Raw genomic sequence first — 21789 nt, 5'->3', positions numbered from 1 at the left:
CGGCGGCGTCCCCGGCAAATCCGATGGGCGGGTTATAAACATCGCGCGCACACGGTCAAGCACGGGTTCCTGCAATTTTCCATTACACATCAATGTCTTGCAAAATAGGTATCAATATACCCCATGCCTCATACGGCGATGCGCTCCGGCGGATTGTCGAGAAGGCCGCGGAGCCGCAGCATGCCGGCCTCGAAGCTCGCCAGCGAGACCTGCGCGTTGACGGCGATCCGCACCGCGTGGGGTGCGAAGCCGTCGCGAAGGGCGAAGTCCTCTGCGGTACGCAGCTGGAGCCCCTCCGCCTCGGCGGCCTGGACGAACGCCGCAGCGCGCCAGCCCTCGGGCAGCCGCAGCCACAGGAACGGCACCTCCTCGTGCCAGGTCAGGTCGAACCCCCCGAGCGCGTTGACCGCCGCACGCACATAGCGGCCGAATTCCTCGCGGATCGCGGTCAGCATCGCCGCGGTATCGGCGCGCGGAAGCATGTCCTCCACGAGGTCCGCCAGCGGGCGGGCCAGTCCGAAGAACCCGTGCTCGGCGGAACGCCTCAACGCACCTGCCTCCGCGCGCGGCGCCACCGCAAAGCCGATGCGAAGCGCCGGGGTCAGCCCCTTCGACAATGAGGCCACGTACCAGCCGAGATCGGGCAAGAGCGCGCGGTAGGTCGCGCCGCGCCGCCCTCCGAGGCGGTAGCAATCGTCCTCGAGCACGTGCAGTCCGCGTCGCCGGGCGACCCGGGCGATGGCCTCGCGCCGGTTCGCTGGTGTGCAAATGCCCGTCGGATTGTGCACCTCCGGGCTGGTACAAAGCACCTGGGCGCCGGTTTCGGCGACGATCCGGTCCAGCGCCTCCGGGATCAATCCCTCGCCGTCCATCGGGACCGAGACGACCTCGGCGCGCATCAGCTCCGCGGCTCGCCGGAATCCCGGGTAGGACAGCTCCTCGACCAGCACCACGGGCCGCGCGCCCCGCAGCACCGTCTGTAAAACCAGCGACACGCCCGACTGACCTCCATGACACATGACGAGGTCCTCGTGGTGCAGCGGGCCAAGTTCTGCCGCGCCCAGCCAGCGCACCGCCGCCTCACGGGCCGCGGCGTAGCCTGCGCGCGAAGGGTAGTTCAGCAGGTTCGCCGCGGGGCGATCGGCCAGGCGGGCGAAGGCGGCGTTGATCAGGCCCACCTGTCCCATATCCGGCACGCTGGGCCCGAAAAGCGCGATTCGGGTGGCGTCCGGCGCGCCGTTGCGTGGCGGGTATTCGGGTTCTGCCCCCTGCTCGGCGGCGCCCGGTGCGGCGACGAAGGTGCCCCGCCCCACCTGGCCATCGGCCCACCCCTCGTCGGTGAGGATGGCGTAGGCGCGCGCAACCGTGCCCGGCGTGACCCCCAGAGCGTAGGCAAGGTCGCGCACCGGCGGAAGGCGATCGCCGGCGGTCAAACCGCCATCCGAAATCATCCCGCACAAGGCGTGAGCCAGTCGCCGGTACTTCGCCGCTGGAGGCGCCGAGTCATAGGCCGCCTTTATTGTATCCATGACAATATTTCTCTCGACCGGATTAAACCTCGATTGTATCTTTCCAGTATGGCGATCAGCCATATTGTGTCAATACAATTTTCGAAGGAACATCCGATGACGACCGCCCCGCACTTCCAGCAGACGGCCTTTCTCGGCCGACAGACCCGGCTCGCACCCTCAGCCGCTCTGGCGCTGAAGGTGGCGGTCACGCTCACCAAGTGGTCCGAACGCCGCCGAACACGCATCGCGCTGGCCGATCTCGACGACCACATGCTGCGCGACATCGGCCTCGATCGGCGGACTGCCTTGACGGAAGCCCGCCGTAAGTTCTGGCAGGCCTGATCCCTGTCCTGCCGGAACCTCTTCCCCTGAGCCGCCTGCGGGCGGCTCTTTTTTTCATGTGATGCGGACCTTTCAGTGCGGATCGACTGTGCCCATGCGCCGCCCCCTCGCCTCGGCAGCGAGAGGGCACAGTGACGCAAGCCGCGCTCGACATTGGAAGGGCGCAGGCGATTGCCCGGTGGTCTGCGAGAAATTGCAAAGCGCCGAAAGACAACCGAGCGCTGGGAGACTTCGCCAAGGTGCCCTCTCAGGAAGATGCGCGCGGCACAACGTAGGCTTCCCGCGCAAAAGGTCTGGCGAATAGGCCGGTGCGCGTGGAGGCTTCGCTCGCAGCCGGGATCATTGGCGCTCCCCCCTCCCGAACCAGCGATGAATTCCCGCATCTCCGCGACCGCATTCGACCTCGTCGCGGCGCAGCCTGTCCCGCCCGCCGCATTTCACGCGCGCGCGCCCTCTGCCCTTCCCCCCGCGCGCCCTCTGCCCTAAAGAGCGCGCGAGACCACGACAGGGGTGCGCAATGCAGGAACCGGCCATCACCACGGAATTGATCGAGGCCCACGGCCTCCGGACCGAGGAATACGACCGCATTCTCGAGATCTGCGGCCGCGAGCCGACCTTCACGGAACTCGGCATCTTCTCGGCCATGTGGAACGAGCACTGCTCCTACAAGTCGTCCAAGAAGTGGCTCCGCACCCTGCCGACCTCCGGGCCCCAGGTCATCTGCGGCCCCGGCGAGAACGCGGGCGTCGTCGACATCGGTGACGGCCAGGCGGTGGTCTTCAAGATGGAGAGCCACAACCACCCCTCCTATATCGAGCCCTACCAGGGCGCGGCGACGGGTGTGGGTGGCATCCTTCGCGATGTCTTCACCATGGGCGCGCGACCCATCGCGGCGATGAATGCGCTCAGCTTCGGACGCCCCGATCACCACAAGACGCGCCAGCTCGTCCACGGTGTGGTCGAGGGCGTCGGCGGCTACGGAAACGCTTTCGGCGTGCCGACCGTGGGCGGCGAGGTGCGCTTCGACGCGGCCTATGACGGCAACTGCCTCGTGAACGCCTTCGCCGCGGGCCTCGCGGACGCGGACAAGATCTTTTACTCAGCAGCTTCGGGCGTCGGGCGCCCCGTGGTCTATCTCGGCGCCAAGACCGGCCGCGATGGCGTCGGCGGCGCGACCATGGCTTCGGCCGAGTTCGACGAGACTATCGAGGAAAAGCGGCCCACCGTTCAGGTCGGCGACCCCTTCACCGAGAAGCGGCTGATGGAAGCCTGCCTCGAGCTGATGGAGACCGGCGCCGTCGTGTCGATCCAGGACATGGGCGCGGCAGGCCTGACCTGCTCGGCCGTGGAGATGGGCGACAAGGGTGGCCTCGGAATCCGGCTCGACCTTGACCGGGTGCCTTGCCGCGAGCGGAACATGACCGCCTACGAGATGATGCTGTCGGAGAGCCAGGAGCGGATGCTCATGGTGCTCGACCCCGCGAAAGAGGCCGAGGCCCGCGCGGTGTTCGACAAGTGGGACCTGGACTTCGCCATCGTCGGCGAGACCATCCCCGAGGACCGCTTCGTCATCGTCCACGGCGGCGAGGAAAAGGCCAATCTGCCGCTTTCCGCCCTGTCGGGCAACGCGCCGGAATACGACCGCCCCTACGAGGAAAGCGAGACGCCCGAAGGCCTGTGGGAGGTGCCACAGATCGACGGGATCGACGGGCTGCGCCATTTGCTCGCCAGCCCCAACTACTGCTCGCGCGCCTGGGTCTACGAGCAATACGACAGCATGGTCATGGCAGACACCGTCGAGGGACCGGGCTGGGGCGCCGGCGTGATCCGGGTGCACGGCACCGACAAGCGGCTGGCCTTCACCGCCGACGTGACCCCGCGCTACGTCAAGGCGAACCCGGAAGAAGGCGGCAAGCAGGCCGTGGCCGAAGCGTTCCGCAATCTCTGCGCCGTGGGCGCGCGGCCGCTGGCCGCGACCGACAATCTGAACTTCGGCAACCCCGAAAAGCCGCAGATCATGGGCCAGTTCGTCGGCGCCATCCGTGGTATCGGCGCGGCCTGCGAGGCGCTGGACATGCCGATCGTTTCCGGCAACGTGTCGCTTTACAACGAGACCGACGGCACCGCGATCCTGCCCACGCCGACCATCGGCGCCGTGGGTCTGATCGAGGCCGACGAGGAGCCGATCCTCGGCCGCGCGCGCGAAGGTCACGTGGCCATCGTGCTCGGCGGGCCGGGCACGCATCTCGGCCGCTCGGCGCTTCTGTCCGAGGTCTTCCTGCGCGACGAGGGCGATGCGCCCCCCGTCGACCTCGAGACCGAGCGGCGCAACGGCGAGTTCATCCGCGCCAACCGCGACCTGATCCGCGCCTGCACCGACCTGTCCGACGGTGGCCTCGCGCTGGCGGCCTTCGAGATGGCCTCGGCTTCGGGCGTGGGCGTGAGCCTCGACAGCGACTCCACCGAGGCGCTGTTCGGCGAGGACCAGGGTCGTTACCTGATCGCCTGCAATTTCGATATGGCCGAGGAACTGATGACCCGCGCCCACCAGGCCGGCGTCAAGCTGGAGAGCGTCGGCCGCTTCACTGGCGACACGGTCAGTTTCGGCGGCTCGAGCGCACCGCTGGAGGAGCTCGTCGGGGTCCACAAGGGCCGCTTCGCCGAGTTGTTCGGCTGATACCGGTGCGGCGGGTCAAAACACCCGCCGCAACGCCGTCTTGGCGCCGGCGATCGGGCAGGCCCGGAAGCGAAGCGTTGTCACCAGCCGGACCACTGGGGCAATAATCGAAAACCGTGCCGGCGAAGCTGTCTTCCCCGTTCACCCGGCACAGCTTCCCTCAGCGCATGACGTCCACGCGCTCACCCCGTCGTTCGTTCCGGCCCCGCGACGCCGCCGTCGAGAAGATCCTCCACGAACCACGCCGCGAACTGGGCCCGGCCCGAGACCCCCGCCTTGGCGTAGATGCGGGCAAGCTGGGCCCGCACTGTGCCTTGTGCTGCGCTGCGGAGCCCCGCGATCTCGGCGGCGTCGAGCCCCTTGAGCGCGAGAAGTCCGACGTCGCGCTCGGCCGGCGTCAGGCCCCACTCGGCGAATTGCTCATCGATGACGCGGGCCAGCTCTCCCCGTGCGGTCTCGAGCGCGCGGTCCTGGGCCCGGACGTGCTCGAGAGTGAGGCGAAGCTCGCGTGCGCTGAGGACGATGCCGGCGACCAGTGCCACCGCGACCAGCGTTTCCACGACCGAATGCCCGGCGGCGGGGGCGGTGATGAGGTCGAACCCGGCATCGCCCACGAAGAACACCGCCGCCACGCTTTGCAGAACCATGACGGCGGCAAGTCCCAGCTGCCGGGTCCGGCCGCTGCCGGGAAACAAATCGGACACGCCCACGTCACCTCCGTTGGCCGGTCACCATGCCACGGGCCAGGTTCCGGCCCAGCGCCCGGCTTTCCGCCACGACGCCCGCCACGTGCAGAAGCGCGAGCAGAAGCATCAGGTTCGCCACCACCTCATGCACCTCTTCGACGGTGTCGCCAAGTCCGCCGTCCTCGTGATCGCTGCCCGCGTCACCTTCTTCGACGAGCTTGGACCAATCTCCCTGCGCGACCGCGGCCTTCTCCTCGGTGATGGTGACCGGGCTCTTGCCCCCGGTCATCACGAGGCCCGTGGCGATCATCACCACGAGGCACGCCCAGAGCGCGTAGGCCATCATCGCGCCCGCGGGGTTGTGCGAACTGTGTTCGCGCGGCCGTCCCCGGACGAGGTCGAAAAGATGCGACAGGGCCGCGCGGGGATCGGGCGGGAATGCAGAGAAGCGCGCCTCGCGCGGTCCGATCAGCCCCCAGAGCAACCGGGTCGCGAGCACCGCCATGGCGGCCCAGCCGATCCAGACGTGAAGCGCGCCGCCGGGCTTTGTGATGAGCCCGTTCGCGATCACCGCCGCGGCGATGGACCAGTGGGTGATGCGCACCACCGGATCCCAGGGCCGGACGGTGTCGGGCGCCGCGCGGGCGCCCGTCATGTTCTGGTCGGTCATAGCTCAGTCCCCGGTCTTGATCTTGGTGACCGCACCGGACTTGGGATCGATGTAGACCTCGTGACGCACCTTCTCGGCGTCGATGCACTTGGCCTCGATCTGGCCATCCTCGGCCTCGAACTCGTTCACCGTGCACCCGGCCTCGGCAAGCGCGGCGGTGGCGTCCTCGGGGTTGGTGCCGACTACATCGCCGACCGACGGCATGGCGAAGGCCAGACCAGGTGCGAGGGCGAGCGGCAGGGCAATGAGAATACGACGGGTCATGGGATGTCCTTTCTGTAAGCGGCCGACCTTGGCCGTGCACAGGACATGCCCGCAGGACCCGCGGCTTTTCGATTGGGAGAACGCTTATTCGCCTCAGCGTAAGCGGGCGCTTACGGGGATGCGCCGGGACCAGGGCTCGAAGTTCCATCGAGAGGCTGCCCCGCACCGCTCCACGGCGCATGGCCGTTCTCGGACCGAGCGCTCGAAGCGACCGACGATGCGCTGAGCACATATGCCAGCAAGGAACGAAGCCGGCATTGGTCTCACGCCACATGCCGCGCAGGGGTTCACCGGTCGACCGGTCCGGCCAGCGTCCTTGCGCATGAAAAGGGGCGGACCCGAAGGCCCGCCCTTATCGATGCTCACCTTGAAAAAGGGTGGCTTAGTTCTGCGCGGTCAGAAGCGGCGTGATCCGGCGGACCGCGGCGCGACGGTTGGCGCGCTCGTCGCTTTCGCTCTGCACCAGAAGGTCGCTCTCGCCGTAGCCCTGCACGATCATGTTCTCCGGCGGCACGTCGAAGTACTCGGTCAGGGCCAAGGCCACCGATTCCGCGCGGCGGTCCGAGAGGGCGAGGTTCATCGGCGCCGATCCCACGGCATCGGTGTGACCCTCGATGAGGAACACTTCGCCCGGACGCTGGTCGATGATGTCGCGCATGGCGTTGCCCAGCGCCGACAGCTCCTCGGCCTCGTCGGGTCGGATGACCGCCGAGCCGGTCTCGAAGTTGATCGAGGCGACGTTGATCTCGGGCACCAGGGTGCGGACTTCGGCGATGTTACGCACCTGATTGAGCGAGAAGTTCCGGTTGATCCGGTCGGGTGCCTGCTGGGCGAGCGCAGCCGCAAGTGCCTGCTCGTCAGTGTTCTGCACGTCGACCACGCGGCGCTCGGTTGCGTTCACCTGCGGAAGATCGTTCAGCACGACCTCCTGCATCTCCTGCGTGTCGTCGAACAGCACCACGGTGTCACCCGAGGGCAGCGTGCGCGTACGGCGCAGAACGCGACCATCTGCGGCGCGGATGGTCTCGATCTCGGTGCCGTCCTCGCGGATCACCACCGACCGGGTCGAGCCGTCGTTGAAGCGGTAGCTCGTGACGTCGGCGCCCGGCTGACGCAGCAGCGCATCGTCGTTTCGCAGCACGCGGTACTGGCCGTCGTTCTCGATCACGACGCGGTCGCCGGTGTCGCTGACAACCTGCTCGTTGGGACGCAGCACCCGGTCGAGCGCCACGGCGCCGAGACCGAGCAGCGCGGCACCGCCCAGCGCGTTGCGCAGGGTGTTGTCGCGATCGTCGTCATCGTCGTCGTCCGCTTCGGCCTGCTCGCGACGCTCGTTGATTGCCTCGATGCCGGTACCGAACTCCTCGGAGGACGAACGCGAGTTCTCCTCGGTCACGGTCTCTTCGACCACCTCGGCACCCTCGGAATCGCCGGCAAGCGCGGCGGCCGACTGCGCGGCGCGGTCTTCCTCGGCCAGCGCTTCGACCGATTGCTGCTGCGTCGCGGCCGGGGCCGGTGCGTCCTCGGCCGGGGCGGCCTCGGCGTTCTCGGTGGTCTCGCCCTCGGGAGCCGCCTCACCGTTCTCGGCTTCCTGAAGGCGCTGACGAAGTTCGTCCTCACCGGCGCCGATCACGCTGCCTTCCTCTCCGGCCTCGTCGGCGGGCGCGGCATCGGCATCGCCGGACTCGGCAGTCTGCGGGTCCTGTGCGGCGGCTGCGGCCGGGTCGGCCTGCTCTGCGCTCTCGGCTGCCGGAGCCTCGGCGCCCGCGGCCTCTGCCGCCGTGTCGGCGGGATCGGCCGACGGCTGCTCGGTCTCGGCGGCCTCACTTTCAGGTACAGGTTCGGCCGGCGCCTCTTCCGCCGTCGCGGCCTCTGCGGGAGCATCCTGTTCCTCGGCCTCGGGTTCCTCACCCTGGGCCTCCTGAAGACGCTGCCGCAACTCATCTTCGCCGGCACCGAGCACGGTGCCGTCCTCGGCAGGAGCTTCCTGCGCCTGTTCTGTCTGGGCGGGCTGCTCGGAAGCCGGTTCGGCCGGAGCCTCGGCCGCTTCGGGTGCGGGTTCCTCTACCGGCTCTTCGCGTGCCGGGGCCTCGGCGGCCTGCGGCGCTGCCTCGGGTGCCGGGTCCGCGGCCTGCGCGTTCGCGTTGGCATTCGCGTTGGCGTTGGCGTTGCCCTGACTGTTGGCGTTGCCCTGTCCCTGTTGCGCGGCGGCGTCGCCCTCGCGCAGCTGTTCGGCACCGTTCGGCTGCTCCGGCTCGGGAGCCTCCGCCGTCTCGGGGTCGGCTTCGGGCTCCGGCTCGGCCGGCGCTTCGCCGTTGGCTGCGGCTTCGGGGTCGGCGGGCTGGTTGCCCTCGACCGTCGGATCCTGGCCCTGGCGCAGGCGCTGCAGGGCTTCTTCCCCGGCTCCCTGCACGGTGGTGTTGTCCTGGGCCGCGATGGGGCCCGGCGCGCTCATCGCGAACACGAGCGCGATGGCGGTCGTGGTCTTGAGAATGCCCGTCTGCATGTTTTCTCCTCTCGTTGCCGCGTCGCGCGGCATTGCGTGAAGAACGCCCGAAGCCATGTTGGCGGTTCCCCCGCCCCCCTCGCTTCACAGGCGAATTCGCGCCGAAGGCGATCACATCATGTCAAGGAGCCGGGCTTTCTCGCCCGTATCGTCGGGCCGCGAGATCGCGTCCGCGAGATCGGCGAGCGACTGGATCGAGTGGCCCGCACGGAAGCTGTCGACATGCGGCAGCATGGCCCGAATGCCGGTGGCCTTGGGCGCAAAGCCGTCCCACCGCAAAAGCGGGTTGATCCACATGAGCCGCCGCGAGGAGAGCGCGAGACGCTCGACCTCGTGACCGAGCGCGCCCGCATCGTCGCGGTCCAGCCCGTCGGTGATGAGAAGCACCACCGCCCCCTGCCCCATGACCCGCCGCGACCAGTCGCGGTTGAAGGCATGCAGGCAGGCGCCGATCCGGGTGCCGCCCTCCCAGTCCTGCGCTTCGGCGCCGGCCGCGGCGAGCGCGCGGTCGACGTCGCGGGTGGCGAGATGCCGGGTGATGTTGGTGAGCCGGGTGCCGAAGGTGAACGCGTGGACCTTTGCCCAGCCGGCGCCCTTGCGGTTGGCCACCGCGTGCAGGAAGTGCAGCACCATCCGGCTGTACTGCGACATCGACCCCGAGATGTCGCACAGGACTACTAGGTTCGGCCAGCGCGGCCGCGGCGCCTGTCGGGCAAGCGTCTGCACCTCTCCGCCCTGCCGCATGGCCGCGCGCATGGTGCCCCGCCAATCCGGCCGGGGCCCGTGCGGCGTTGGTCGGCCGCGGCGCGAGGGCAGCGGCTTCACCGGCAGCGTCATCCGGGCAAGCATGCGCTTGGCCTCGGCGACCTCGGCGGTGGACATCTGCTCGAAGTCGAGCGAGCGCAGCCGTTCCTCGTGCGACATGGTCTGGCTTGCGTCCACCTCGATCGGCAGTTCCTCTTCCTCGCCCTCGGGCGGGGGATCGGGCAGGTCGGGGGCGTGTCCATCGAGCAGCGCCTCGGCCGCGCGTTTTTCGGCGGCGTCGGCGGCGCGGTCCTCCTGCACCCCGCGCACCGCGGGCAGCATCATCGACATCATGTGCTCGAGAAAGCGCGGATCGCGCCAGTAGAGCCGGAACACCTGGTGGAACACCACGCGATGCTCGGGCCGCGACACGAAGCAGGCGTGCAGCGTCCAGTAGAAGTCCGTGCGGGAGGTAAAGCCCGCCGCCTCGACGGCGCGCACCGCGTCGATCACCCGGCCGGGCCCGACCGGCAGACCCGCCTTGCGCAGCGCCCGCGCGAAATGGGTGATGTTCTGCGCAAGCCGCGGCGTTTCGGGAATCTCGAGGGGAAGGTATTCCGCCATGTCAGCGCCTGCGGGGGCGCTGCCCCCGCACCCCCGGAGTATTGCCGACGAGAAGAAGATTGCTGACGGGAAGACGCCTGGGGATGGAGACATTGCCGGCAGCGGGATCCCCCGGGGTGGCGGCGTGCCGGCGAGATATTCGCATCCGAGCCCGCGGGATGTCGGCACCGGGCCGACGGAGCGGCGAAAGCCCCGGACAAGGCGTGGCGCGCATCATGCCGAGAGGCAGTCGCGGGCGGACTCGAGCAGGCGCGCGGCCTCGGAGCCCTGCAGCTTCTGGATGTCGTCCTGGTATTTCAGGATGGCACCCAGAGTGTCTGAGATGACCTCGGGCGAAAGTTCGACCACGTCGAGCGCCAGCAGGCACTTGGCCCAGTCGATGGTCTCTGCGACGCCGGGCTTCTTGAAAATGTCCTCGGTGCGTAGTTCCTGCACGAAGGCCACGACCTCGCGCGAGAGGGTCTCGGAGGCCTCGGGGGCGCGGGCCGCGAGGATCTCGATCTCGCGCTCGAAGGTCGGATAGTCGACCCAGTGATAGAGGCAGCGCCGCTTGAGCGCGTCGTGTACCTCGCGGGTGCGGTTGGAGGTCAGGACCACGACCGGCGGCTCGGGCGCGGCGACGGTTCCGAGTTCGGGGATCGTCACCTGGAAGTCCGACAGCGCCTCCATCAGGAAGGCTTCGAACGGTTCGTCGGTCCGGTCGAGCTCGTCGATCAGCAGGACCGGCGGGCCGCCCTCCTGCGGGCGCATGGCCTCGAGCAGCGGCCGGGCGATCAGGAACTCGTCCGAGAAGAGCTCGGTCTGAAGCGCCGCACGGTCGGCGCCGCCGGCGGCCTCGGCGGTGCGGATCGCCACCATCTGCGCGGCGAAGTTCCACTCGTAGACCGCGGAGCTTGCGTCGAGGCCCTCGTAGCATTGCAGGCGGATGAGGCGCCGGCCGAGCGTCGCGGCGAGCGCCTTGGCGATCTCGGTCTTTCCGACGCCGGCCTCGCCCTCGAGGAAGAGCGGCCGGCCGAGGCGCAGCGACAGGAACACCACCGTGGCCAGCGACCGTCCGCAGACATAGCCCACATCCGCCAGCCGCGCCTGCACCGCGTCGATCGAGGTCATCTCCATGCGCCGGCCCTCCCTTTGCCGTCCGCCGTTGCTCGCGCGGGCGGTGGGGCGGGGTCAAGTGGGCTAAGGTCGCAGTCGGGCCACGGCAGGGCGCGGGCGGCCCCGCGGAATTGACGGGCGCGGGCGGGCCCCTGTATCGTGGCGCGCAACGAACGGGCCGGGCAACGGCCCGCGGCGCGAAGGGCGAGGCGGCGGCGGACATGGGCGAGCGAGGGCGCACGGGAGAGCACCGGTGAAGGTGGTCGCCGTGACATGCGTGAAGAACGAGGGGCCGTTCCTGCTGGAATGGATCGCGTTCAACCGCCTGATCGGCGTGACCGACTTCCTGTTCTACTCCAACGACTGCACCGACGGGACCGACGCGCTGCTCGACGCGCTGGCGGCCGAGGGCGTCGTCGAGCATCGCGCCAACCCCGCGCAGGGGCGCAACTACCAGATGGAGGCGCTGAAGGACGCCAAGCGCCGGAGGCCGGTCAAGGCCGCCGACTGGGTCTGGATCGCCGACGTGGACGAGTTCCTGAACATCCACGTGCCCGGCCACACGATCCCGGACCTCGTGGCGGCCTGCGGCGACCCGCAGGCGATCTCGGTGACGTTCCGGTTTTTCGCCAACTACGGGGTCGAGACTTATCAGGACCGGCCGGTGATCGCGCAGTTCGATCGCAGCCACGACCCCGACATCTGGGCCGCGGAGATGGCGATCGAGGTCAAGACGCTGGTGCGGGCCGACTTCCCGCTGCAATATTTCGGCGCCCACCGGCCGTTCCACGATCCCGACCGCCACAGCCCGCACTGGACCGACGGATCGGGACGCCCTGTGCCGGAGCGGTTCCTGCGCCGCGCGACCAGGCGGCGGATCCGGGCTTTCCCGGCCAGGGGCGTGCGGCAGTTGGCGAGTCTCAATCACTACGCTCTGCGCTCGCTGGAAAGCTACCTGGTAAAGAACGACCGTGGCGACGTGAACCGCGAGAACCGGGCCTTCGACACCTCCTACTGGCGCGACCGGAACGATCCGGCCGTGTCGGACCGCTCCATCCAGCGGCATCTGCCGGCGCTGGATGCCGAGATCGCGCGACTGAAGGGACTGGGCCGCGTCGGCGCGTTGCACGAGGCCGCGGTCGCGGCCCACCGACGGCGCATCCGAGAGCTTCTGGCCCGGGAGGACTACCGCGTCATGGCCGACGCCCTGCGCGCAGCGCCACGGGTGCCCGTGGCGGAGGCCGAGCTTTGCGCCTTGCTGGGGCTCTCATGATCTTCAATCTCGGCCTTCCCAAGACCGGCACGACCACGCTCGCCCGCGCGCTGCGCCGGGCCGGCCTGCGCGTGGCCGACTGGAAGATCCGCGCGCGCCAGACCGACGATCCGGACCTCGCCGAGGCCTTCGTGGGCCGCGTCCTCTACGAGGACCGCTTCGCCTCGGGCGATCCGCTCGCCCGCCTCGGCGGTTTCGACGCGATCACCGAGGCGAGCGCGTTGGCGGCGGGCGAGAGTCTCTGGCCGCAGACCGACTGGGCGCTTCTCGACGCCATTCGCACGCGGCATCCCGACACGCGCTTTCTGCTTTCGGCACGCGATCCCGAGAAGACCGCGCGCAGCATGATGCGGTGGCACGATCTCGGGACCTCCCGGCTGCCACGCAACACCGTGCCGGGCCTGCCGCGCGGCTTCGGCGGGACGGAGGCCGAACTCGCCGCCTGGGTGGACGGACACCAGCGCTTCGCGGCCGAGATGTTCGGGCGCGGGCGCTTCCTCGCCTTCGACATCGAGGACCCCGGCGCCCGGGACGAGATCGCCGCCTTCCTGCGGATCGACCTGCCGTGGTGGGGCCGCGCCAACGCGAACCGGACGGGGGCGGCCTGATGCGGATCGTTCTCTTCGCCGCGCCGGACGAGCGGATCGCCGGGCGCCTCCGGGCCATCCTCAAGGAGAAGAGCGGCGCGCTCGGGCCGCAGGGCGTGGCGGTGCCGGGCTGGAATCCCGTGCGGCTGTTCCTCGCCGCAGCCGATCCCGCGCGGCCCTCGGGGCTGCACCTGGCACGCGGCGTGCGCACCGCGCGCGCGCAGGAGCGGCTGGCAGAGGTCGTCGGGCTGGAGCTGGAAAAGGCGGCGGGCTCGGGGGTCGGGACGCTCGCGCTGGTCTGCGGGCAGCTCGGGCGGTCGCTGATCGACGCGGGTGAACTGGAGCGGTTGCGGGCGATCCTGTCGCGCGGCGGCGGCGAGGTGGAGGTCGTGCTGCATCTCGACGAACAGGCGCGGACGCTGGCATGGCTCTATGCCGACCGGGTGGGTCGTGGCCGCGTGGCGCCCCTGTCGCGCGAACTGGAGGCCGCAGCGGAAGGCGGGAGATGGTGGGACCGCGCCGTGGCGACGCTGCCCCCCGCGGACCTCTGGACGGGCGTGCACCCGGTGCTGGAGGCGATGCCGGCCTTCCTAGACTACACCGCGCTGCTGGCTTTCTGGGAAAGTGCCTTTGGGGCGGGGCGTGTCCAGTTGCGCGGCGCTCCGCTCGCGCAGCTATACGGACCAAGTGGGGCGGCGGAGGTGCACGCGGCGCTCGGGCTTTCCGACAGTCTTGGAAACGTCGATCCGGCGACGCCCCCTGCCGCACCGGGAGACGTGACGGCGGCGCGCATGCGTTCAATGAACCCGCTGCTGCGGCGGTATTCCGAGGTGACGGGCCGGGTGCTCGCCCGCGACATCCGCGGCCGCATCGCGCAGACGGTCGCGGTGCCCGACGCGCCGATCCCGCCCGGCGCGCTGGCCGCGCTTTCGAAGAGGTTCGCCACCGACAACGCCAGCCTTGCCGAGCGATTTCCGGGCCTCAGCGATGCCCTCCGCCCCGACCCGAAGCAGGCGCCGTGGCAGGAACCCGACCCGCAGAACGGCTACCGCGCGACGCAATACCTTGCCGCGCTTCAGCCGATGCTCGCGCGCCAGTGCCGCACCGCCGACGAGATCCGCGCCGAGGATGCGGCCGGGACCGGCCCCACACCCACGCAGACGACCGCCCCCGACCACCTGCCGCCGCTGGCGCGGATGAACTTCGACAAGCTGCGGGGCGGGCCGTTCGCGCCGCACAATCGGCTGGGTGGTGTGGACGAGGCCGCGATCCTCCCGCCCTATCCAGAGATGGCGCCGCGCGCTTTGCCCGCCGGCTCCACCGGCGACGTGATCGTTGGCTGCATGAAGAACGAGGCCCCCTACATCCTCGAATGGGTGGCCTACCACCGGGCCATCGGCGTGGACGATTTCCTGATCTACACCAATGCCTGCGACGACGGCACCGATGCGATCCTCGACCGGCTTCAGGCCATGGGCGTCCTGCAGCACCGCGACAACGATGGCTGGAAGGGCAAGTCGCCGCAGCAGCACGCGCTGAACTCGGCCCTGAAGGAGCCGGTGATCCGCGACGCCGAATGGGTCATCCACATCGACGTGGACGAGTTCATCAACGTCCGCTGCGGCAACGGCACCCTGCCCGACCTCTTCGCCCGCGCGCCCGACGCGACCAACTGGGCGCTGACATGGAGGCTCTTCGGGCACAACGGGGTGGACCGGCTCGACGACCGCTTCGTAATCGAACAGTTCGACACCTGCGCCCCGGCCTTCTGCCCCAAGCCGCACACGGTCTGGGGGTTCAAGTCCATGGTCCGCAACGTCGGCGCCTACGCCAAGCTGTCGTGCCACCGGCCGAACAAGCTGCGCGAGGGGGCCGAGGACCGGGTGAAGTGGGTCAACGGCTCGGGTCAGGACATCACCCGCGAGACGGCGCAGAAGGGCTGGCGCAGTTCCAAGAGCACGATCGGCTACGACCTCGTGCAGCTGAACCACTACGCGCTGCGCTCGGCCGAGAGCTTTCTCATCAAGCGCCAGCGCGGCCGGGCGCTGCACGTGGACCGGTCCATCGGGCTGAACTACTGGATCCGCATGGACTGGTCGGACGTGCCGGACGTGACCATCAAGCGCAACGTGCCCCGCGTCCGCGCCGAGTACGACCGCCTGCTCGCCGATCCGGAACTGGCCGCGCTGCACCGCAAGGGCCTGGAGTGGCACCGCGCCAAGGCCGACGAACTGCACGCGATGCCGGAGTTCGAGGACCTCTACCGGCAGGCGCTGGCGCTGAAACTGACCGATACCGAACGTGTGGCCTACGCGCTGGCCCTCGACATGGAGAGCTGAGATGGACGCCACCGACCCAGAGGCCCCCGATGCGACCGCGCGCAAGGCGCCCTCGCCCTATCTCAAGTCGCGCGGGCTGCTGATCCCGAAGGACGGCAACATCGTCACCGGACGCATCCGCGGCGCGCTCCGCAAGGAGGGCTACGAAGGCAAGGAGGCCAACGCCGTCCTCAAGCTGGTGACCGAGGGCGACGTGGTGCTCGAGCTCGGCGCGGGCATCGGCTACATGTCCACGCTGATCGCCAAGAAGACCCGCGCCGCGCGGGTGGTCAGCTACGAGGCCAACCCCGCGCTTCTGCCCTTCATCCGCGACCTGCACGCCGCGAACGAGGTCACCAACGCCGAGGTCCGCAACGCCCTTCTGGCGGACGGACCGGGCGAGCCGGTGCCCTTCTACGTGCGCCACAACATCCTCGCCTCCTCGATGGAGCGCGACGCCAACGACATGCCCGTCGAGCGCGTCGAGCAGGTCGAGCGCCACGACGCCCACGCCGTGCTGGCCGAGCTGAAACCCACGGTCCTCGTCTGCGACATCGAGGGCGCCGAGGCGCATCTGCTGCCTCCGCTCGACCTGTCGTGCCTGCGCGCGGCGGTGATCGAGCTGCACCCCCAGTGGATCGGCCAGGCCGGCGTCCAGGGGGTCTTCGACGCCTTCCACCGGGCCGGGCTGACCTACTTTCCCAAGCTGTCGGACGCCAAGGTCGTGACGTTCAAGAAGGGCTGGTAAGTATTTGCGAATCCTCGCGATCCTTTGCGTCCGAAACGAAGGCGCCTTCCTGCTCGACTGGCTGGCGCACCACCGCGCCGCCGGGGTGGATCACGTGCTCGCCTACTCCAACGATTGCGACGACGGCACCGACGCGATCCTCGACCGGCTGGCCGCGCTGGGGCACGTCACGCATCACCGAAATGCCGGACCGTTCGACGATCGCGGGGTGCAGTTCACCGCGCTGAACCACGCTGCGGGCACGCCCGAGGTGGCGGGTGCCGACTGGATCCTGCCGCTGGACGTGGACGAGTTCGTCAACGTGCACGTGGGCGGGCGCACCCTGCCCGACCTCATTGCCGCCCTGCCCGAGGCCGACGCGATCACTCTGACATGGCGGCTGTTCGGGAACGCGGGACAGGCGCGCTATGCCGACGTGCCGGTGCCGCGCCGGTTCACGCGCGCCGCTCCCGCGGTGCTGGACTGGCCGTGGCGCGCGGCGATGTTCAAGACACTCTACCGGGCCGACGGGACCTACCGCAAACCCGGCGTGCACCGGCCCCGCGCGCCGGTCGCCGGGCGCGCGGACGCCGCCCGATGGTTCGACGGCGCCGGGCGCGAACTGCCCGAAGCGTTCCGCACGGGGCGCATCTTCTCGCCCTTCGGCCGAGACAACTACGCACTGGCACAGCTCAACCATTATCCGCTGGGGGACTGCGAAAGCTACGTGCTCAAGGCCGACCGCGGGCGCGCGGTCCATGCCTCGGACCGGCTGGGCCTCGACTACTGGGTCGAGCGCAACTTCAACACCGATACCGACGAGAGTATCCTTGCGTTCGCCCCGCAGGTGGATGCCCTCCGGGCCGAACTGGCCGCCGACCCGGACCTCGCGCGGCTCCATACCGCCGCCGTCGCGTGGCGCAAGACCCGGTTCGAGGCGCTCCTGATGGCCGAACCCTTCCGCGCGCTTTACGGACGGCTGCTGATGACGCCCCCCTCGCGGCCCTTGCCGCGCGCCGTGGCACAGCAGCTTCTGACGCTCGGGCAACGTGCCCGTGACGCGGCGGATCGCCCGACTTTCTCCTAATTTCCAAACCTGCGGCGCATTTCCGCCCGAAAGCGGCGGCACCTTCACCTTCGATTCAACGTTCGGCCCGACCGGACGACGAGAGGACGAGTGGCAATGCCGAACGACGACGACCGCGCCGAGGACCTTCTGGACCTCGCCTATCCCGATTGGGTCGCGGAGATGAAGCGGCGCGGCGAGGCGCACGGGTTCTACGAGCCGCTCGGCCAACGGCACCACGCGCATTTCCTCGAAGCCGAGGGCGACACGCTTCTGGTGACGTTCGAAACCTTCCCCGGCATCCGGGCGCTGTCGGACACCGGCCTGCCGCTCGGTCAGGCACTGGCCGAGACCGAAGGATGGTCGCACCTGGCGCTCGTGTCCTCGCAGGACACCTGGTTCCGCGAGTCGCGCGTCTACGGATTCTTCGACCAACTGAACGACGACGGCTTTTTCGACGAGTTCGACCGCATCCTGTTCTACGGTGCGGGATCGTGCGGCTACGCAGCCTGTGCGTTCTCGGTGGCCGCGCCGGGTGCGCGCGTGCTGGCCCTGCACCCGCAGGCGACGCTCGATCCGCGCATGACCGAGTGGGACGATCGCTTTACGCTCAAGCGGCGGACCTCGTTCACCAACCGGTACGGCTACGCCCCCGACATGCTGGACGCCGCCACACGCGCGACCATCCTCTACGATCCGCGCGAGCCGCTCGACGCCATGCACTCGGCCCTTTTTGCCCGGCGCAACGTGCAGCGGTTCCGGATGCCGTCCATGGGCGGCGCGCTGCAAGGCGACATCGTCGCGATGGGTTTCCACGGGGACCTGGTCCGGGCGGCCATGCAGGACACGCTCGATACGCCGAGCTTCGCCAGGATGCTTCGGGCCCGTCGCGGCTACGGCGGCTACCTGCGCCGCCTCCTCGCCCGCCTGGAGCAGGACGAGCGGACCTTCCTCGTGAAGCTTCTGTGCCGGAACGTTTCGGGCCGGATGCGCGCCCCGCGCTTCCGTCGCCGCCTGCAAGCGATCGAGGCGGCCGAGTCAGACCGGTCGTCGCGCCCGACCCCGGCCGCGTCCGCCGAGGACTGAGCCCCGCACCTCCGGCCGCCAAGGCTCTGGCGCGGCGCGCGGGCCTCTGCTAACCGCCTCGGCATGACCGAGACCCTGACGATCCGCCGTCCCGACGACTGGCACCTGCACCTGCGCGACGGCGATGTTCTGCGCGCGGTCCTTCCCGAAAGCGCGCGCGACTTCGGCCGCGCCATCGTGATGCCCAACCTCGTGCCGCCGGTGGTGACCGGCGACGACCTGCGCGCCTATCGCGACCGCATCCTGCAGGCCCTGCCCGAGGGCGCGGAGTTCGAGCCGCTGATGACCCTTTACCTGACCGAGGACACCGATCCCGAGGACGTGGCGAAAGCCCATGCCGACGGGCTCGTGACCGCGGTCAAGCTGTATCCGGCAGGGGCCACGACGAATTCGGCCTCCGGCGTGCGGGATATCGACCGCGTGCGTCCGGTCCTCGAGAAGATGGCCGAGATCGGCCTGCCGCTCTGCGTCCACGGCGAGGTCACGGACAGCACGGTGGATATCTTCGACCGCGAATCCGTGTTCATCGATCGTGTGCTGGAGCCGCTGCGCCGCGACGTGCCCGGCCTGCGCGTCATCATGGAGCACGTGACCACGCGCGAGGGCGTCGAGTACGTGAAGGCCGGGGGCGACGACCTCGGCGCGACTATCACCGCGCATCACCTCGTGCTGAACCGCAATCAGCTGCTGGTTGGCGGGATCCGGCCGCACTACTACTGCCTGCCCGTCGCAAAGCGCGAGATCCACCGCCTCGCGCTGCGGGCCGCGGCGACCTCGGGCGAAGGCCGGTTCTTCCTCGGCACCGACAGCGCGCCGCATCCCGATCACGCGAAGGAAGCCGCCTGCGGATGTGCCGGCTGCTTCACAGCCACCAACGCGATGGCGCTGCTGGCCACGGTCTTCGACGCCGACGGGGCCCTCGACACCCTGGAGTCGTTCACCTCGCTCAACGGCCCCGCCTTCTACGGTCTGTCGCCGAACGAGGCCGAGATGACCCTGGAAAAGGCCGCGCCTGAAGGAATGCCCGAGAAGATCGACGCCGGCGAGGATCGTATCACCGTTTTCAACCCCGGCTTCCCGCTGACCTGGCGCGTGGCGCGCTGACCGCGCACGACCCCCTTCCGGAGACCTGCCCATGACAATCCCCGCCGCCTACCCTCCGCGCGAGGAGATCGCCCGCCTGACCGCCCGCGCGCTGCTGGACGTGGGCGCGGTGCACTTCAACGCGGACGAGCCGTTCACGCTCGCCTCGGGGCTGCCGTCGCCGACATACGTGGACTGCCGCAAGCTGATCTCGTTTCCGCGGGTGCGCTCGACGCTGATGGATTTCCTGACGCTCACGGTGATGCGCGACGCGGGACTGGAAGCGTTCGACAACATCGCAGGCGGCGAGACCGCAGGCATCCCCTTTGCCGCACTCGTGGCCGAGCGCATGGCGCTGCCGATGACCTATGTGCGCAAGAAGCCGAAGGGCTACGGCCGCAACGCCCGCATCGAGGGCGCGATGACCGAGGGCCAGCGCGTGCTTCTGGTCGAGGACCTCGCGACCGACGGCGGCTCGAAGCTGTCCTTCGTGGACGCGATCCGCGAGACGGGCGCCGAGTGCGGCCACACGGCGGTGATCTTCTACTACGGCATCTACCCCGAGACGCTCGACAATCTCGGCGCGCACGGCGTGGCGCTGCACCACCTCTGCACCTGGTGGGACGTGCTGGCCGAAGCCCGCGCGCGCGACTCGTTCGACGCCGGCACCCTCAGCGAAGTCGAGGCGTTCCTGAACGATCCGCGTAAATGGCAGGCAGAACGCAAAGGCGGGTAAGCGCTGACGCTAGGTAAAGTCAGCTGGATCGAGCTCACCGCATCTGGTATGACCCTCGCGGGCGGCCGCAACATCGACCGCCTGCGGGGGCATCCGGGGCCATTCGCGAGTAATCCACAGGGTTATACATTTTGCCCCCGGTAGCGGTTTCTTAGTATCCGGGCCTCCTCAGACAGAACGATGGATTCGAGGAGCGCAGGGATGACGCAGGTCACCGCATTCGACCCCACGGGCGCCAAGCCGATCGGCGAGGGCACCGACAGCCCGGAGACCGCGACAGCCGACACCCTGCCCCACTCCGTCGAGGCCGAGCAGCAGCTTCTCGGCGCGATCCTGACCAACAACGACGTCTACGACCGCGTCGCGTCTGTGATCTCGGCCAAGCACTTCTACGATCCGGTCCACGCCAAGATCTACGAGGTCGCGGCCGCCCGCATCGCACGCAACCAGCTGGCCTCTCCGGTGACGCTCAAGGCCTTTATGGAAGAGGACGAGGGCCTCAAGGAGCTGGGCGGCGGCGCCTATCTCGTGCGGCTCGCCGGTGCCGCGGTGTCGTCCTTCGCGGTACGCGACTACGCTCAGATGATCTACGATCTCGCCGTGCGCCGGGACCTGATCGCGCTCGGGCGCGACATCTCGGCCAAGGCCGCCAAGATCGACGTCTCGTCCGAGCCCAAGGAGCAGATCGTCGAGGCCGAGCAGGAGCTTTACCGCATGGCCGAGCAGGGCCAGGGCGAGAAGGGCTTCGTGTCGTTCCTGCGCGCGGTGACCGACGCGGTGAACGTGGCCAATGCCGCCTACCAGCGCGAAGGCCAGCTTTCGGGTATCTCCACGGGCCTCGTGGACCTCGACCGCAAACTCGGCGGGCTGCACCCCTCAGACCTGCTGATCCTCGCCGGGCGTCCGTCGATGGGCAAGACGTCGCTGGCAACCAACATCGCGTTCAACGTCGCCAAGGCCTACCGCAAGGGCACGAAGCCAGACGGCACCGAGGGTGCGGTCGAAGGCGGCGTCGTCGGCTTCTACTCGCTCGAGATGTCGGCCGAGCAGCTGGCCGCGCGGATCCTGTCCGAGGCCGCCGAGGTGCCGAGCGAGCAGATCCGCCGCGGCGACATGCACGAGGACGAGTTCCGCCGCTTCGTCGAGGCCGCCAAGGCGCTAGAAGCCTGCCCACTCTTCATCGACGACACGCCGGCCCTGCCCATCGCGCAGCTCGCGGCCCGCGCGCGGCGGCTCAAGCGGACGCACGGGCTCGACGTGCTGATGGTCGACTACCTTCAGCTCGTGCGCGGCACCGGCAAGGGCGACAACCGCGTGCAGGAGATCGCCGAGATCTCCATGGGTCTCAAGGCCATCGCGAAAGAGCTGAACATTCCCGTCGTGGCGCTCTCGCAGCTCAGCCGGACGGTGGAAAGCCGCGACGACAAGCGGCCGCAGCTGTCGGACCTGCGCGAATCGGGCTCGATCGAGCAGGACGCCGACGTGGTGATGTTCGTGTTCCGCGAGGAGTACTACAAGGAGCGCGAGAAGCCCGGCGATCACGACCTCGAACGGATGGCCGCGTGGCAGGAAGAAATGGAGCGCCTGCACGGTCGCGCCGAGGTCATCATCGGCAAGCAGCGTCACGGTCCCATCGGCACTGTGGAGCTGAGCTTCGAAGGCCAGTTCACCCGCTTCGGCAACCTCGTGAAGCCCTGGCAGCAGAACCAGGTCGAGAGCTTCTGAGAGACCCGCACTTGTCCCCGGCCGGAAATTCGTCCCCGCACTTATCCACAAGCTGTGGGCGGGGGTGTA

At 69.2% G+C, this 21789-nt stretch carries 18 protein-coding genes; 11 read left to right on the top strand and 7 right to left on the bottom strand.

Annotated elements, in window-relative coordinates; genetic code table 11:
* Window positions 1-128: 128 nt before the first annotated feature.
* On the bottom strand, window positions 129-1529 hold the full coding sequence (locus BMX29_RS08120) for an aminotransferase-like domain-containing protein (protein WP_092811813.1): 1401 nt from the start codon (window positions 1527-1529) through the stop codon (window positions 129-131).
* Between the two features lie 96 nt (window positions 1530-1625).
* On the opposite strand from BMX29_RS08120, the gene BMX29_RS08115 reads away from it, so the two are divergent.
* The gene (locus BMX29_RS08115) at window positions 1626-1853 is read left to right on the top strand and encodes a DUF1127 domain-containing protein (protein WP_043841661.1); all 228 of its coding nucleotides are present in this window, start codon (window positions 1626-1628) and stop codon (window positions 1851-1853) included.
* A 517-nt stretch (window positions 1854-2370) separates the two neighbouring features.
* Window positions 2371-4530: a phosphoribosylformylglycinamidine synthase subunit PurL gene (gene purL, locus BMX29_RS08110; RefSeq protein ID WP_092811811.1), complete on the top strand. Its 2160-nt coding sequence runs from the start codon at window positions 2371-2373 to the stop codon at window positions 4528-4530.
* 182 nt (window positions 4531-4712) lie between these two features.
* On the opposite strand, the gene BMX29_RS08105 is transcribed toward purL, so the two are convergent.
* The 6 genes from BMX29_RS08105 to BMX29_RS08080 form a co-directional block, all read right to left on the bottom strand.
* Window positions 4713-5240: a helix-turn-helix transcriptional regulator gene (locus BMX29_RS08105; RefSeq protein ID WP_092811809.1), complete on the bottom strand. Its 528-nt coding sequence runs from the start codon at window positions 5238-5240 to the stop codon at window positions 4713-4715.
* A 1-nt stretch (window position 5241) separates the two neighbouring features.
* A complete protein-coding gene (locus tag BMX29_RS08100; RefSeq protein ID WP_092811807.1) occupies window positions 5242-5886 on the bottom strand; it encodes a cytochrome b/b6 domain-containing protein in 645 nt (214 codons plus the stop codon).
* Between the two features lie 3 nt (window positions 5887-5889).
* The gene (locus BMX29_RS08095) at window positions 5890-6150 is read right to left on the bottom strand and encodes a PepSY domain-containing protein (RefSeq protein ID WP_092811805.1); all 261 of its coding nucleotides are present in this window, start codon (window positions 6148-6150) and stop codon (window positions 5890-5892) included.
* Window positions 6151-6532: 382 nt separating this feature from the next.
* Window positions 6533-8656 (bottom strand): OmpA family protein, encoded by a 2124-nt coding sequence (locus BMX29_RS08090; protein WP_092811803.1) that lies wholly within the window; start codon window positions 8654-8656, stop codon window positions 6533-6535.
* A gap of 111 nt (window positions 8657-8767) precedes the next feature.
* The gene (locus BMX29_RS08085) at window positions 8768-10024 is read right to left on the bottom strand and encodes a vWA domain-containing protein (protein ID WP_092811801.1); all 1257 of its coding nucleotides are present in this window, start codon (window positions 10022-10024) and stop codon (window positions 8768-8770) included.
* A gap of 213 nt (window positions 10025-10237) precedes the next feature.
* Complete coding sequence (locus tag BMX29_RS08080) at window positions 10238-11140, bottom strand: AAA family ATPase (protein ID WP_425314274.1); 903 nt, start codon at window positions 11138-11140, stop codon at window positions 10238-10240.
* A 232-nt stretch (window positions 11141-11372) separates the two neighbouring features.
* Here BMX29_RS08080 and BMX29_RS08075 point away from each other — a divergent pair, with 232 nt between their 5' ends.
* The 9 genes from BMX29_RS08075 (at window position 11373) to BMX29_RS08035 (ending at window position 21720) form a co-directional block, all read left to right on the top strand.
* Window positions 11373-12392, top strand: coding sequence for a glycosyltransferase family 2 protein (locus tag BMX29_RS08075; RefSeq protein ID WP_092811800.1), 1020 nt, complete (start codon window positions 11373-11375; stop codon window positions 12390-12392).
* Window positions 12389-13000 carry a sulfotransferase gene (locus tag BMX29_RS08070; RefSeq protein WP_092811798.1) on the top strand — a complete coding sequence of 204 codons (612 nt, stop codon included), beginning with the start codon at window positions 12389-12391 and terminating at the stop codon, window positions 12998-13000. Before BMX29_RS08075 ends, BMX29_RS08070 begins: the two co-directional genes overlap by 4 nt.
* Window positions 13000-15318, top strand: a complete 2319-nt coding sequence (locus tag BMX29_RS08065) for a glycosyltransferase family 2 protein (protein WP_092811985.1) — start codon at window positions 13000-13002, stop codon at window positions 15316-15318. The genes BMX29_RS08070 and BMX29_RS08065 overlap by 1 nt, the downstream gene beginning before the upstream one ends.
* Before the next feature lies 1 nt (window position 15319).
* The gene (locus tag BMX29_RS08060; RefSeq protein WP_092811796.1) at window positions 15320-16045 is read left to right on the top strand and encodes an FkbM family methyltransferase; all 726 of its coding nucleotides are present in this window, start codon (window positions 15320-15322) and stop codon (window positions 16043-16045) included.
* 4 nt (window positions 16046-16049) lie between these two features.
* Window positions 16050-17111: a glycosyltransferase family 2 protein gene (locus BMX29_RS08055; protein ID WP_092811794.1), complete on the top strand. Its 1062-nt coding sequence runs from the start codon at window positions 16050-16052 to the stop codon at window positions 17109-17111.
* A 96-nt stretch (window positions 17112-17207) separates the two neighbouring features.
* Window positions 17208-18176, top strand: a complete 969-nt coding sequence (locus BMX29_RS08050; RefSeq protein WP_092811792.1) for a phosphoadenosine phosphosulfate reductase — start codon at window positions 17208-17210, stop codon at window positions 18174-18176.
* A gap of 63 nt (window positions 18177-18239) precedes the next feature.
* Window positions 18240-19280, top strand: coding sequence for a dihydroorotase (gene pyrC, locus BMX29_RS08045; RefSeq protein WP_092811790.1), 1041 nt, complete (start codon window positions 18240-18242; stop codon window positions 19278-19280).
* A 31-nt stretch (window positions 19281-19311) separates the two neighbouring features.
* Window positions 19312-19995 (top strand): orotate phosphoribosyltransferase, encoded by a 684-nt coding sequence (locus BMX29_RS08040; protein ID WP_092811788.1) that lies wholly within the window; start codon window positions 19312-19314, stop codon window positions 19993-19995.
* 201 nt (window positions 19996-20196) lie between these two features.
* Window positions 20197-21720 (top strand): replicative DNA helicase, encoded by a 1524-nt coding sequence (locus tag BMX29_RS08035; protein ID WP_043841680.1) that lies wholly within the window; start codon window positions 20197-20199, stop codon window positions 21718-21720.
* The last annotated feature ends 69 nt before the right edge of the window (window positions 21721-21789 follow it).

Source organism: Roseivivax marinus (genome assembly GCF_900109705.1).
GTDB classification, from domain to species: domain Bacteria; phylum Pseudomonadota; class Alphaproteobacteria; order Rhodobacterales; family Rhodobacteraceae; genus Roseivivax; species Roseivivax marinus.
Note: the sequence above shows the minus strand (reverse complement) of the source record. Positions and strands in the feature narration are given on the sequence as shown.

Coding starts and splice junctions, on each gene's coding strand:
- BMX29_RS08035 (WP_043841680.1), top strand. CDS start 20,197: ATGACGCAGGTCACCGCATTCGACCCCACGGGCGCCAAGCCGATCGGC.
- BMX29_RS08060 (WP_092811796.1), top strand. CDS start 15,320: ATGGACGCCACCGACCCAGAGGCCCCCGATGCGACCGCGCGCAAGGCG.
- BMX29_RS08070 (WP_092811798.1), top strand. CDS start 12,389: ATGATCTTCAATCTCGGCCTTCCCAAGACCGGCACGACCACGCTCGCC.
- BMX29_RS08090 (WP_092811803.1), bottom strand. CDS start 8,656: ATGCAGACGGGCATTCTCAAGACCACGACCGCCATCGCGCTCGTGTTC.
- BMX29_RS08120 (WP_092811813.1), bottom strand. CDS start 1,529: ATGGATACAATAAAGGCGGCCTATGACTCGGCGCCTCCAGCGGCGAAG.
- BMX29_RS08095 (WP_092811805.1), bottom strand. CDS start 6,150: ATGACCCGTCGTATTCTCATTGCCCTGCCGCTCGCCCTCGCACCTGGT.
- BMX29_RS08065 (WP_092811985.1), top strand. CDS start 13,000: ATGCGGATCGTTCTCTTCGCCGCGCCGGACGAGCGGATCGCCGGGCGC.
- pyrC (WP_092811790.1), top strand. CDS start 18,240: ATGACCGAGACCCTGACGATCCGCCGTCCCGACGACTGGCACCTGCAC.
- BMX29_RS08080 (WP_425314274.1), bottom strand. CDS start 11,140: ATGGAGATGACCTCGATCGACGCGGTGCAGGCGCGGCTGGCGGATGTG.
- BMX29_RS08050 (WP_092811792.1), top strand. CDS start 17,208: ATGCCGAACGACGACGACCGCGCCGAGGACCTTCTGGACCTCGCCTAT.
- BMX29_RS08040 (WP_092811788.1), top strand. CDS start 19,312: ATGACAATCCCCGCCGCCTACCCTCCGCGCGAGGAGATCGCCCGCCTG.
- BMX29_RS08115 (WP_043841661.1), top strand. CDS start 1,626: ATGACGACCGCCCCGCACTTCCAGCAGACGGCCTTTCTCGGCCGACAG.
- BMX29_RS08085 (WP_092811801.1), bottom strand. CDS start 10,024: ATGGCGGAATACCTTCCCCTCGAGATTCCCGAAACGCCGCGGCTTGCG.
- purL (WP_092811811.1), top strand. CDS start 2,371: ATGCAGGAACCGGCCATCACCACGGAATTGATCGAGGCCCACGGCCTC.
- BMX29_RS08100 (WP_092811807.1), bottom strand. CDS start 5,886: ATGACCGACCAGAACATGACGGGCGCCCGCGCGGCGCCCGACACCGTC.